The following is a 13,295-nucleotide window of genomic DNA, read 5'->3' as shown; positions in this document are numbered from 1 at the left end:
CGCGAGCAGAAGATCCTCACCCTGCGCTTCTACGGCAACCTCACCCAGTCGCAGATCGCCGACCAGATCGGCATCTCCCAGATGCACGTCTCCCGGCTGCTGACCAAGGCCCTCACCAAGCTCCGCAGCGAGCTGGCCACCGGCCTCTGACGGCCGCCGTCCGGTTCGGGCGGGCGGCCCGCTCCACGCTCGCCGCCCGCCCGCGCCGAAGGAACCTCCGGCTCACTGCGCGCCGGAGGTCTGCCAGTTCAGCCGGGTGAGCAGCTGCCGGGCCTCGTCCGCGACCTCCGCGTCCACCGCCACCGCGTACTGGCTCGCCTGCAACGAACTGCGCGACGTGAAGTCCCGCCGCCCGCCGGTCATGGCGTGCGCGATCGCGCCGAAGATCGCGCCCCACACGGCGCCGATCACGATGCAGACCACCAGCACCGCCAGCCAGCTGGAGTTGCTGAAGATGCCGAAGAGCAGCCCGATGAACAGGCCGAACCAGGCGCCACTGGCCGCTCCGGCGAGTGCCGCGCGGGCGGTGGTCAACCGGCCCAGCACGTTCTCCACCAGCCGCAGGTCGGTGCCGACGATGGCGGTGCGCTCGACCGGGAACTTGTTGTCCGACAGATAGTCCACGGCGCGCTGGGCGGACGGGTACTCGGGGTAGGTGGCCACGGCGACGGTGGGGGCGGCCGCGGCGGTGCCCAGGTCGACGGGCTGGCCGCTGGGCGCGGGCGGGATGTCGGAGGGGGTGGTCATGGCGTGCGCCTCCTTGGTCGGCGGGCTGTCCGCTCCGCCGGTCGGTGAACGTCGGCGGGGGTTACTCCGCCGGGTCGGGGGCGGCGTCGACCGGACGGTCGCCGGCGAGCCGTACCCAGAGCAGGAAGGTCGCGGCGACGGTCGCGATGATGCAGGCCGCGCCGGTCAGGAACGCGAACTGGGCGGAGACCAGGTCCGGGGTGACCCGTTCGCTGAGGATGACGGCGACCAGCCCGACCAGCCCGGCCGCCGCGGTGATCGTGCCGACCACCAGGAACACCAGCGCGGTCAGCCGGCTGGGCCGCCGAGCGGGTCCGGGCTCGTGCAGCCGCTTGGCCCGTAGTGCGGCCGCGACCAGCCCGCCCCAGGCCAGGACGATGAGCAGGGCGGCCACCGTGTCGCTCGGGCGGTGCCACTCGGCCCAGACGGTGGCCACCGCGATCACCGAGGCGTACGTGGCGCCGATCAGGGCCACCACGCCCCGGATCGCGGCGGGCAGCACCAGCAGCAGCGCGAACGCCACCGAGGCGGCGGCGCCGGCGTGGCCGCTGGGGAAGGAGTTCGGTGCCGGGAAGCCGTCCAGGTCGGGCCGGGTGAGCCGGGCCTTGAGCAGCTGGATGGTGAGGTTGGCGCCGATCACCATGACCGCGGCGCCGACCGCGAGGTCCATCCGGCGGCGCACCATGCCGATCGCGGCCACGGCCACGCAGACCAGCACCAGGCTGGGCAGCGAGGTGGCGTTGAGCGTACGGCTGAGCACGTCGACCACCCGGGGGTGGTCGACGTCGGCGCCGCGCAGCGCGGAAGTGTCCACCGACTGGCCCAGACCGGATCCGATGAACACCTGGTAGATCGCGGCGACCGCGACGGCGGCGAGCACCGCGACGACGGCCGGTGCGCAGACGTACCAGAGGCCGCGGGTGGGTGGTGCCGCGGTGGGGCGAGCTGCCAGGGCGGTCATGACGCGGTCCTCCTGTATGTCCGTCTGCGCGCCACACCATGCCCGAACGGACCGGTTTTCAAGCCTCGCCGGGCCGGAATCACCGCGAAATTGGGGTGGCAACCGAGCCGCACCCGTTCGTCCCCTCGCCCCGCAACGGTGCCCCCCGAACTTCGGGGTGACGCCGACGAAGGGACGTACTCCACATGCTGCACCTCACCCGCCGACTGCTCACCGGCCCGCTGCTGGTGGCCGCCATCGGGGCCGGTCTGGTCGTTGCGCCGGCGGCCGCCGAGGCGGCCGGCGTGACCGCCACCGTTCAGGTCGCCGGCACGTTGAAGGTGCGCTCGACGCCGTCGCTGGCCGCCGCGATCGTCGGTTCGGTCCGCAACAACCAGAAGGTCACGGTGTCCTGCGTGACGCCGGGCACCACGGTGCGCGGCTCGGTCCGGACCAGCAACCTGTGGGGCCGGGTCGGCCCCGGCCGCTACCTGTCGTACGCCTACCTGCGGCAGTCGGCGAGCATCGTCCGCTGCACCGCGCCGCGCGCCGTCCCGGTCAAGACCAAGCCGGTCCCGACCACCCCGGCCTACCAGGTCGGCACGGTACGCAGCACCGACGGCGCGGTGAACCTGCGGGCCGGCGCGTCCGCTGCGGCGGCGCTCAAGGGTTCGCTGCCGAACGGTGCCACGGTGCACCTGGTGTGCGGCGTGGTCGGGCAGAAGATCGCCGGCACGGTGCGGACCACCAACCAGTGGAACCAGCTCACCAACGGCACCTACATCTCGCACGCGTACGTCGTCACGCCCACGCTGACCGTCTGCAAGGGCGCCACCGCACCGGTGCCGACGGGTCCGGCGCTGACCCCGGAGCAGTTCATCCGGGCCGCCGTGCCGGGTGCGCAGCTGGGGTGGCGGGAGTTCCGGGTGCCGCCGTCGGTCACCATCGCGCAGGCGATCCTGGAGTCCGGCTGGGGCCGCAGCAAGCTCTCCGCCACGGACCGGAACTACTTCGGGATCAAGTGCTTCAACGGCAAGTACGGCAAGTACGCCCACGGCTGCCACACGTACGTGACCCAGGAGTGCACGAAGGCGGGCAACTGCTTCACCACCACCGCGACGTTCCGGGCGTACCCGTCGATGGCGAACTCGTTCCGGGACCACGGCTACTTCCTGAACGTGAACAGCCGCTACAAGCCGGCGTTCGCCTACACCACGAACGCGAACAAGTTCATCTGGAACGTGTGGAAGGCCGGTTACGCCACCGACCCGAACTACTACACCAAGATCACCGGCATCATGGCGAAGCACAAGCTGTACCAGTACGACACCTGGAAGTGACCGCGCTCGTCACCCCCGTCGGCGGAATCCCGCCGACGGGGGTGATTCGCGTCTTATGCTCCGTTCAGTAGACCGACGGGGCGGACGGTTCAGTGATGCGACGGGGTACGCGCGACGTCGCGGCCGGTGGTTGCCGCCGTGCCCGGCTGCTGGGCCCGGTCCTCGCACTCCTCCTGCTGATCGCGGGCGTGGCGATCACCGGGTTCATCGCCGCCGGCCTGCGCTCCACGCAGCGCGCCGACGCGGATCGGGTGATGGACCAGCGCACCGCGGTGGCCCGGGCCGCGGTGCTCGCCGAGACCGGCCGCTACCAGGCGTTGCTGCAGGCCGTGGCGGCCGGCGCCGGCACCGACGACCGGTTCACCGCCGCGGACTTCCAGTCGGCCACCGCGCCGCTGCGGGCCGCCGGTCTGCCGGGTGCCACCCGGGTGGCGTACGTGGTGCCCACTGCGCCCGAGAAGATCGCCGCGACCCAGGCGTTCTGGCGCGGCCGGGGCGCCACCGGGCTGCAACTGGTGCCGCGCGGCGACCCGGAGGAACACCTGTTCTCGATCTTCGCCCGGGAGATGGAGACCGACGGCCCGGCGACGGCCGGCGTCGACGTCGCCGCCTCCGCGGAAGCCACCGCGGCGCTGAACGAGGCGCGGCGCACCGGCCGGGCCACCGTCTCCGACACGTACGTGCTGCTGCGCGACCGCGGCCTGCCCGCCCCGCGGCAGCAGCTGTCGTTCGTCTTCGCCGCGCCGGTCTACACCCCCGGCGGCGATCCGCGGTTCCGCGGCTGGATCGTGCTCGGCATGCACGGCCAGGACTTCCTCGGCAGCGTGCTGAGCCTGGCCAGCCAGGGCCACCTGGACGGGGCGCTGCTGGCCACGGACGGCGACGGCCGCCGGGTCGTGGTCGCCGCGTACACCGCCCGCGGCACCGTCGACCTGCGCCGCGAGGCGGGGTTCCCGGTCGCGAACCGGCACTGGACGCTGATCACCGGCGCGAACTCGGCGTACCTGCCGGGCGCCCGCACCAGCCTGCCGGCGATCGTGCTGGGCGGCGGCCTCACGGTCAGCCTGATGTTCGCCGGGCTGGTGTACGTGCTGGCCACCGGCCGGTACCGGGCCCGCGACCAGGTTCGGGTGGCCACCGCGGAGCTGCGCGAGGCGGAGGCGGAGGCGCGCCGCCAGGCCGGCCTGCTCGGCGCGATCATGGCCAGCCTGGGCGACGGCGTCGGCGTGGTGGACGGCAACGGCGCCTTCCTGCTGCACAACCCGGCGGCCAAGGCGCTGCTCGGCATGGAGCTGGACGCGGACGGCCCGGACCGGTGGCAGCAGCACTACGGGCTGTTCCGGCCGGACGGGCGCACCCCGTTCCCGGTCGAGGAGATGCCGCTGTTGCGCGCCCTGCACGGCGAGTCGTCCGACGGCGTGGAGATGCTCGTCCGCAACCCCAGCCGGCCGGACGGCATCCTGATCAGCGTGGACGGCCGGCCGCTGGATCCGAGCGCCGGTCAGCCCGGCGCGGTCGCCGTCTTCCACGACATCACCGAGCTGCGCCGCTACGAGAACGACCTGGCGGTGTTCGCCGGGGTGGTGGCGCACGACCTGAAGGCACCGCTCGCGGTCATCCGCGGGCACTGCGAGACGGCCGACGACGAACTGGCCGACGCGCCGGCGGGACCGGCGGTGGCCGAGGCCCGCGCCACGCTGACCCGGATCGGGTACGCGGTGGACCGGATGGCCGGGCTGATCGACACCCTGCTGGCGTACACCACCAGCCGGGACGCGCCGCTGCGGCGGCACACCGTGGCGCTGGGACCGCTGGTCGCCGACGTCATCCACGGCCGCACCGCGCACCTGCGTCCCGGCGACACGGGCGCCCCGGACGTCTATGTCGGTCCGCTGCCGTCCGTGGACGCCGATCCGGACATGCTGCGGCACGTGCTGGACAACCTGATCGGCAACGCGGTCAAGTACGTGCAGCCCGGCCGCGGTGCCCGGATCGACGTGACCGCGGCCGAGGCGGGGGAGGGCTGGACCCGGATCGAGGTGGCCGACCGCGGCATCGGCATCCCGGACGAGGACAAGCCGGACATCTTCGAGTCGTTCCACCGGGCCCATACCGCCGCCGGGTACGCCGGTACCGGCCTGGGGCTGGCCATCTGCCGCCGGGTCGTGGAACGCCACGGCGGCGCCATCGGGGTCACCGACAACCTCGGCGGCGGCACCCGCTTCCACTTCACCCTGCCGCTGGCCACCGAGCCGGAGCCGGCCATCGAGCCGGAACCCGCCGCCGTCGAGCAGTCGGTGTGATCCGCCGCCGGCCGGGCAAGATGGGAGAACCCTCCGGGAAGGACGACACCATGACCATTCCCTCCGCACCGCTGCCCGGCGGTGGCCGGATGCCGCTGCTCGGCTTCGGCACCTGGCAGATCCGGGGCGACGCGGCCTACCAGGCGGTCCGGGACGCGCTGCTGGCCGGTTACCGGCACATCGACACCGCCACCATGTACGGCAACGAGGCCGAGGTGGGCCGGGCCCTGCGCGATTCCGGCGTACCCCGGGACGAGGTCTTCCTGACCACCAAGCTGCCGCCGGAGCGGGTCGGCCGGGAACGCGCCACCCTCGACGCCAGCCTGGGCGCGCTCGGCGTGGACGCGATCGACCTGTGGCTGATCCACTGGCCGCCGTCGCGCGGCCGGTCGGTGCCGGCCTGGCGCGAGTTCGTCGCGGCCCGCGACGCCGGCCGGGTGCGGGACATCGGCGTCAGCAACTACAGCATCGCCGAGATCGACGAGCTGACCGGCGCCACCGGCGAGGCGCCGGCGGTCAACCAGATCCGGTTCGGGCCCAGCCTGTACGACGCGAAACTGGTCGCCGAGCACGTCGAGCGCGGCGTCGTGGTCGAGGGGTACAGCCCGTTCAAGACCACGAACCTGCACGATCCGGTGCTCACCGGCATCGCCTCCGCGCACGGCGTCGACCCGGCCCGGGTGGTGCTGCGCTGGCACGTGCAGCGCGGCATCGTGGTGATCCCGAAGTCGAAGACCCCGGAACGCATCGCCGGCAACGCCGCCGTCGACGGCTTCGCGCTCACCGACGACGAGATGTCGGCGATCGACGGGTTGGCAACGCGGGGATAATCACCGGGCGTTGTGGTGCGGATCTGCCTATTCTTGCTGCGCCATGTCTGTGACACTTCCCGAGCTCCGCAGCCGCATGTCCGATCTGCTCCCGCGCGACGAGCGGCGGCTCCAGCGGCGGCTCGAGGGCACCCGGAAAATCCGCGACGACCAGGCCCGCGCCGCCGTGCTGGCGGAGATCGAGACCGAGATCGAGGCGGCCCGGGTACGCCTGGACGCCCGGCTCGCCGCGGTCCCGCCGCTCACGTACCCCGACGAGTTACCGGTCAGCCAGCGCCGCGACGACATCCTGGCGGCGATCCGCGACCACCAGGTGGTGGTCGTGGCCGGCGAGACCGGCTCCGGCAAGACCACCCAGCTGCCGAAGATCTGCCTGGAACTGGGCCGCGGCGTCCGCGGGCAGATCGGGCACACCCAGCCGCGCCGGATCGCCGCCCGCACGGTCGCCGAGCGGATCGCCGAGGAACTCGGCACCGATCTCGGGTCCACCGTGGGCTACAAGGTCCGCTTCACCGACCAGGTCACCGACGACACCATGGTCAAGGTGATGACGGACGGCATCCTGCTCGCCGAGATCCAGAACGACCGGATGCTGTACCGCTACGACACCCTGATCATCGACGAGGCGCACGAGCGCAGCCTCAACATCGACTTCATCCTCGGATACCTGCGGGACCTGCTGCCGCGCCGCCCCGATCTGAAGCTCATCATCACCTCGGCCACGATCGAGACCCAGCGGTTCGCCGAGCACTTCGCCGGGCCGGGCGGGCCGGCCCCGGTGATCGAGGTGTCCGGCCGGACGTACCCGGTGGAGGTGCGCTACCGCCCGCTGGACGTCGACGCCGAGCAGGACCAGATCGACGGCATCGCCGCGGCGGTCGACGAGCTCGGCGCCGAGAGCAGCGGCGACATCCTGGTCTTCCTCTCCGGCGAGCGGGAGATCCGGGACACCGCGGACGCGCTGAACCGCCGGAACCTGCGCAACACCGAGGTGGTCCCGTTGTACGGCCGGCTGTCCGCCGCCGAGCAGCACCGCGTCTTCGAACGGCACACCGGCCGCCGCGTCGTGCTCGCCACCAACGTGGCGGAGACCTCGCTGACCGTGCCGGGCATCCGGTACGTGATCGACCCGGGCACCGCCCGCGTCTCCCGCTACAGCAGCCGGCTCAAGGTGCAGCGGCTGCCGATCGAGCCGGTCTCCCAGGCCAGCGCGAACCAGCGCAAGGGACGCTGCGGCCGGACCTCGGACGGCATCTGCATCCGGCTGTACGCCGAGGAGGACTTCGAGGCCCGCCCCGCGTTCACCGAACCGGAGATCCTGCGTACCAACCTGGCCAGCGTCATCCTGCAGATGACCGCGCTCGGCCTGGGCGACCTGGCGAAGTTCCCGTTCATCGACCCGCCGGACCACCGCAACGTCACGGACGGCGTGAAACTGCTGGAGGAGCTCGGTGCGCTCGCCGAGCGCAAGCTCACCCCGCTGGGCCGTCAGCTCGCGCAACTGCCGGTCGACCCGCGCCTGGCCCGCATGGTGATCGAGGCGGACCGGCATGACTGCGTGGCCGAGGTGATGGTGATCGCCGCCGCGCTGTCCATCCAGGACCCGCGCGAGCGGCCCGCCGACCGGCAGCAGCAGGCGGACGAGAAACACGGCCGGTTCACCGACAAGGAATCCGACTTCTTCAGCTACCTCAACCTCTGGCGCTACCTGCGCGAGCAGCAGCGGGAGCTGTCCGGCAACCAGTTCCGCCGGCTGTGCCGCGCCGAGTTCCTGAACTACCTGCGGGTCCGCGAGTGGCAGGACATCTACGCGCAGCTGCGGCAGGTGGCCCGCGGGCTGAGCCTCACCATCGCCGAGGACCGGGACGGTCTCGCGCCCGGCCAGCAGGTGCACACCGCGCTGCTGGCCGGCCTGCTCAGCCACATCGGACTGAAGGACACCGACAAGCGCGAGTACCTCGGCGCGCGGGGCGCCAAGTTCGCCATCTTCCCGGGCTCCGCGCTGTTCAAGAAGCAGCCGCGCTGGGTGATGTCGGCCGAGCTGGTGGAGACGTCGCGGCTGTGGGGCCGGGTGAACGCCCGGATCGAACCCGAATGGGCCGAGAAGCTCGCCCCGCACCTGGTGAAACGCAGCTACAGCGAGCCGCACTGGGAGAAGAAGCAGGGCGCGGTGATGGCCTACGAGAAGGTCACGCTGTACGGCCTGCCGATCGTGCCGCGGCGCAAGGTCGGCTACTCCCGGGTCGACCCGGTCGCCTGCCGCGAGCTGTTCATCCGGCACGCCCTGGTGGAGGGCGACTGGGACACCCACCACCCGTTCTTCGCGCACAACGCCAAGCTGCTGGCGCAGATCGAGGAGATCGAGCACCGCGCCCGGCGGCGCGACATCCTGGTCGACGACGAGACCGTGTACGCGCTGTACGACGCCCGCATCCCGGCCGACGTGGTGTCCGCCCGGCATTTCGACAGCTGGTGGAAGCACGCCCGGCGCACCGATCCGGACCTGCTCACGTTCACCCGCGAACTGCTCGTCAACACCGGTCGCGACGCGGTCGACCCGAACGCGTACCCGGACGCCTGGCTCGCCGAAGGTGTCCGGCTCCCGCTCAGCTACCAGTTCGAGCCGGGCGCGGCCGCCGACGGCGTCACCGTCGAGGTCCCGCTCGCGCTGCTCAACAAGCTGGACCCGGAGGACTTCGTCTGGTCCGTACCGGGGCTGCGCCAGGAGGTGGTGGTGGCGCTGATCCGGGCCCTGCCCAAGGCGCTGCGCACCAACTTCGTACCCGTGCCGGACTGGGCCGCCGCGGTCCTGGACCGCATCCCGGCCCGCCGCGGCTCGCTCGTCGACGCGATGGGCGCGGAGCTGCGCCGGCTGGCCGGCACCGTGGTGCCCCGCGACGCCTGGCGCCCCGACCAGCTCCCGGACCACCTGCGGATGAACTTCCGGGTCCTCGACGAACACGGCAAGGCCCTGGGGGAGGGCCGCGACCTGGACGTGCTGCGCCGGGCGCTGGCCCCCAAGGTGCAGGCGACGATCTCGGCCGCCGCCGGCAACCTGGAACGGACCGGGATCACCACCAACGACTTCGGTACGCTGCCCCGCCGGGTCGCGCAGGTCCGCGGCGGCTACGAGGTGACCGTCCACCCGGCGCTGGCCGACGAGGGCACCAGCGTGGCCGTGCGGGTCTTCGAGACCGAGAGCGAACAGCGCGAGGCGATGCGGGCCGGAACCCGGCGCCTGCTGCTGCTCACGCTCCCGCCGGCCGCCCGGTACCTGCAGGGCCGGCTGGACAACCGGGCGAAGCTGGAGCTGAGCCGGGCCAACCCGTACCGCTCGATCGCCGACCTGCTGGACGACTGCGCCGGCGCGGCCGTCGACAAGCTGGTCGCCGACGCGGGCGGGCCGGCCTGGGACGGTGCGGCCTTCACCGCGCTCCGCGAGCAGGTCCGCGCCGACCTGGTGGACGCGGTGGCCAATGTGGTGACCCAGGTACAGGCGGTGCTGGCCACCACGTACGACGTGGACCAGCGGCTGAGCGGCACCCGCGATCCGGCCCTGGTGCCCGCGCTGGCCGACGTCCGGCAACAGCTGAAGGGGCTGGTGCATCCCGGCTTCGTCACCGAGACCGGCTGGCGGCAGCTGCACCACCTGCCGCGCTACCTGCGGGCGATCGCGTACCGGCTGGACCGGCTGCCCGGCAACCTGCCCCGGGACCGCCAGCTGATGGCCCAGGTGCACGAGATCGAGCGGGAGTACCGCGAACTGCGCGCCGAGTTGCCGCCGGGCGGGCCGGCGGACGAGGGGCTGCGGGAGATCCGCTGGATGATCGAGGAGCTGCGGGTGAACTTCTTCGCGCAGTCGCTGGGCACCGCGTACCCGGTCTCCGACAAGCGGATCTTCCGCGCGATGGACCAGCTGCCGGCCTGATCCCGGCCCGGGGTCTTCTTTCGTGGACGGGCGGTTCCGTTCCGCGGTCGCGGGGTAGCAGCAGGCCGAACGGATCGTCGCGCGGAGGAGGTTCGGGTGCGGGGTCGGAGAGCCTGGGGTGCCGTTCGGTTACCCCACTGTCGTGCGGTCCGGCGAGGCCCTAGCGTTGCCGGCATGACGAACGAATTCCTCGCTTTCGCCCCGATTTCCGCCGCTCCCGCCGTCGACCCGGCCCGCGCGCTGCTGGACGAGATGATGGCGCGGGTGGGCGTGGACGGCCTGGCCGCCGCGTTCGGCGACGCCGGCCTGCTGGCGCAGGTCGACCAGCACGCCGCGGCGGTCCGCGACGCGCTGCACGGCGCGGGACGTGCGGTCGACGCCGAAGGGCTGGCGGCGTACGCGAAGTCGATCGTCGCGGCCGCGGCCCGGATGGGACGGCCGGTGCCCGAGCCCGGGCAGGCGTACCTCTCCGGAAGTGCCTGGCTGACCGCCGAGTGGCACCTCATGCGCCTGGTGGCGGTCTGCCTGATCGCCGAGTCCGGCGACCTGCTCTGAGCCGGTCACCACGCGGGCCCCGGCCCCGGAACACGCCGCGACACAACCGGAAATTCCGGTGGGAGACAAAGCCGTAACGTCGAAGGATACGGTCCGTACCGGTCACCTTTGTCACCCGAAACACCCCCAAGCCGCTCTTTTCTCCACAAGCGGACAAAAGTACGTTTGCTGGCATGAAGCTCTCTGTCCGGCTCCTCACGATCGCTCTCGTCGCCGTTCCGGCGGTGCCCGCCCTGGCGGTCACCGCGACCACCGGAACCGCCGCCACCGGAACCGCCACCGCCGCGACCGCCGCGCCGGCCACCGTGGCGCACTACACGTTCGACCGCGGCGCCACCGCCACCGGCCGCGTCGCCGAGAACTCCGGCCGCGGCACCCCGCTGACCATCCGCACCGCCGACCGCGGCACGATCCGCTTCTTCACCACGAAGACCGGCCGCTACATCGGCTTCCCGGCGCGCTGCGCCAGGACCGCGACGTTCTGCCCCCGGGCCCTGCTCCAGGGCTCCGACGACCCCGACCTGGACCCCGGCGTCCGGTCGTTCCGCTGGGGCGCCACGCTGTACCTTTCGAAGGCGCACCTGGCCGGCTCGTCCAACGTCGTGCAGAAGGGCGTGGCGACCACCGAAAGCCAGTGGAAGCTGCAGGTCGGCGCCACTCACGGCCGCGCGCAGTGCGTGGTGGTGGGCCGCGGAAACAGCACCGCCTACATCGTCCGCTCCAGCATCACCGTGGCGGACAGCAAGTGGCACCACGTCCAGTGCGTCCGGATCGGCGGCGCCATGGCCGTGTACGTCGACGGCGTGGCCCGCGGCCGGGTGGCGGTACCCGCCACCCTGAGCATCCTCAACGACAAGCCGCTGCGCATCGGCGGCCCGAACTTCAACACCAACAGCGACATGTACCACGGCTACCTCGACAACGTGTACGCCCGCCTGGGCTGACCCCCGCACACGGCAGAGGGGCCGGGACGTGTCCACGTCCCGGCCCCTCCGCGCGCAGGTGCCGCCGCTCAGCTGCGCCGGAACGCGTACGAGCGGCCACCGCCGGCACCGGCGGCGCGACCCGCGCGGTCCCGCTCGGACCGCTGGCGCGAGGCCAGCCGGGCGTCCCGGGCACCATGGTGATCGGCCGTGACCCGGTCCGCACCGGGCCGCTGCTTCCCGGCCAGGGACGGCAGGGGTACGGCGACGGCCATCTCGCGGCGGGCCAGATCGTCGGGATCGACGGGAACGGTGAAATCGTGCGCAGGCATGCTGCTACCTCCTCGGAGCGAGGCGGGCGACCGTGGTGGAGAAGAGAAGTGAACGCGTCCCGGGGTCGGCGCGGTGGCGGTCCCACGGCGGACGACGCCGCCGGAGCACCCGGAACCGGGCGTGGGCAACACAGCGCTCGCACGCGAGCGGGGCCCTCAACACACGACGTCAGGAGATCATGCCCAAAATCTAATCCCCCCACCCCACCCCCGCAACCCATTAACCCGCCGCTGACCGTGCCCCGCCGCTGACCGTGCCCCGCCGCTGACCGTGCCCCGCCGCTCACCGTGCCCCGCCGCTCACCGTGCCCCACCGCTCACCGTGCCCCACCGCTCACCGTGCCCCACCGCCAACCCTGCACCAGTCCCACCGGTACCGCCCGGTCGTCGATCTTGGTTGTGGTAGGGACAAAAACGCATCAGACCGATATTTCCGGCATTACGAGTTCAAGATCAATGAGTGGTGTCGTCCAGTGGAGGCGGGGGTGGCTGCGTGGCGCCGAGGGGCGGTTCGAGACGTTCGCTGCGCCGCGATCCGCTCATGCCGAGATCGTGCGGCGGGCACGGTGCGTGGACGCGCCCACGCTCGTGTGGACTTGAGGCGCCCATGCCCTGATGTCCCGTATGGAACCGAGGTGTGGCGGTGCCGGGCCTGGTGGGCTGTGGGGAGTTGGGGTGGGGACGGTGCCGCGATTCCCCACGTCTGTCGCGTCCTGGTGGGCTGTGGGGAGTTGGGGTGGGGACGGTGCCGCGATTCCCCACGTCTGTCGCGTCTTGGTGGGCTGTGGGGAGTTGGGGTGGGGACGGTGCCGCGATTCCCCACGTCTGTCGCGTCTTGGTGGGCTGTGGGGAGTTGGGGTGGGGACGGTGCCGCGATTCCCCACGTCTGTCGCGTCTTGGTGGGCTGTGGGGAGTTGGGGTGCGGGCGGTGCCGTGACTCCCCACGCCCCGGCCGGTCGGTGGACTGCGGACGCCGCCGCGCGCCTGACCTGACTGGCGCACCGGCGGACGAGCGCAGCACTCCGCGCGAAGTCCAGCCCTTCGGTCAACTTCTGTCGATCTTGGACGTGTGGTGCCCGTTGTATCCGTGCGATGCGGCTCTTGTTCACACCACAAGTCCAAGATCGACCACAGAGCGGCAGAGCGACCGGGCGGTAGAGCGACGAAGCGACCGGGTGGCGGGCGACAGAGCGACCGGGTGGCGGGCGACAGAGCGACCGGGTGGCGGGCGACAGAGCGACCGGGTGGCGGGGCGACAGAGCGACCGGGTGGCGGGGCGACAGAGCGACCGGGTGGCGGGGCGACAGAGCGACCGGGTGGCGGGGCGACAGAGCGACCGGGTGGCGGGGCGACAGAGCGACCGGGCGGCGGGGCGACAGAGCGACCGGGCGGCGGGG

The 13,295-nt window shown here is 72.4% G+C and carries 10 protein-coding genes; 7 read left to right on the top strand and 3 right to left on the bottom strand.

Going from position 1 to position 13,295, the window contains the following annotated elements; genetic code table 11:
• Nucleotides 1–150 (top strand): sigma-70 family RNA polymerase sigma factor (locus LDL48_RS39230; protein WP_225260257.1); only part of this gene is annotated, 150 nt, incomplete at its 5' end.
• 72 nt (nt 151–222) lie between these two features.
• On the opposite strand, the gene LDL48_RS39225 is transcribed toward LDL48_RS39230, so the two are convergent.
• Together LDL48_RS39225 and LDL48_RS39220 are read right to left on the bottom strand one after the other, a co-directional pair.
• A complete protein-coding gene (locus LDL48_RS39225) occupies nt 223–747 on the bottom strand; it encodes a YflT domain-containing protein (protein ID WP_225260255.1) in 525 nt (174 codons plus the stop codon).
• 61 nt (nt 748–808) lie between these two features.
• The gene (locus tag LDL48_RS39220; RefSeq protein ID WP_225260254.1) at nt 809–1,708 is read right to left on the bottom strand and encodes a phosphatase PAP2 family protein; all 900 of its coding nucleotides are present in this window, start codon (nt 1,706–1,708) and stop codon (nt 809–811) included.
• Between the two features lie 185 nt (nt 1,709–1,893).
• Here LDL48_RS39220 and gsmA point away from each other — a divergent pair, with 185 nt between their 5' ends.
• From gsmA to LDL48_RS39190, 6 genes are all read left to right on the top strand, one after another.
• Nucleotides 1,894–3,027, top strand: coding sequence for a sporangiospore maturation cell wall hydrolase GsmA (gsmA, locus tag LDL48_RS39215; protein WP_225260253.1), 1,134 nt, complete (start codon nt 1,894–1,896; stop codon nt 3,025–3,027).
• 95 nt (nt 3,028–3,122) lie between these two features.
• Nucleotides 3,123–5,330 carry an ATP-binding protein gene (locus LDL48_RS39210; RefSeq protein WP_225260252.1) on the top strand — a complete coding sequence of 736 codons (2,208 nt, stop codon included), beginning with the start codon at nt 3,123–3,125 and terminating at the stop codon, nt 5,328–5,330.
• Between the two features lie 50 nt (nt 5,331–5,380).
• Nucleotides 5,381–6,160 (top strand): aldo/keto reductase, encoded by a 780-nt coding sequence (locus tag LDL48_RS39205; RefSeq protein WP_225260251.1) that lies wholly within the window; start codon nt 5,381–5,383, stop codon nt 6,158–6,160.
• Between the two features lie 43 nt (nt 6,161–6,203).
• Nucleotides 6,204–10,088: an ATP-dependent RNA helicase HrpA gene (gene hrpA / locus LDL48_RS39200; RefSeq protein WP_225260250.1), complete on the top strand. Its 3,885-nt coding sequence runs from the start codon at nt 6,204–6,206 to the stop codon at nt 10,086–10,088.
• Nucleotides 10,089–10,262: 174 nt separating this feature from the next.
• Nucleotides 10,263–10,643 (top strand): DUF6401 family natural product biosynthesis protein, encoded by a 381-nt coding sequence (locus LDL48_RS39195; protein ID WP_225260249.1) that lies wholly within the window; start codon nt 10,263–10,265, stop codon nt 10,641–10,643.
• Nucleotides 10,644–10,816: 173 nt separating this feature from the next.
• Nucleotides 10,817–11,587 carry a LamG domain-containing protein gene (locus LDL48_RS39190; protein ID WP_225260248.1) on the top strand — a complete coding sequence of 257 codons (771 nt, stop codon included), beginning with the start codon at nt 10,817–10,819 and terminating at the stop codon, nt 11,585–11,587.
• A gap of 68 nt (nt 11,588–11,655) precedes the next feature.
• On the opposite strand, the gene LDL48_RS39185 is transcribed toward LDL48_RS39190, so the two are convergent.
• On the bottom strand, nt 11,656–11,898 hold the full coding sequence (locus LDL48_RS39185; RefSeq protein WP_225260247.1) for a hypothetical protein: 243 nt from the start codon (nt 11,896–11,898) through the stop codon (nt 11,656–11,658).
• Nucleotides 11,899–13,295: the final 1,397 nt, after the last annotated feature.

Source organism: Jidongwangia harbinensis, from assembly GCF_020216025.1.
GTDB classification, from domain to species: domain Bacteria; phylum Actinomycetota; class Actinomycetes; order Mycobacteriales; family Micromonosporaceae; genus Actinoplanes; species Actinoplanes harbinensis.
This window is presented reverse-complemented; position numbering and strand designations above follow the sequence as displayed.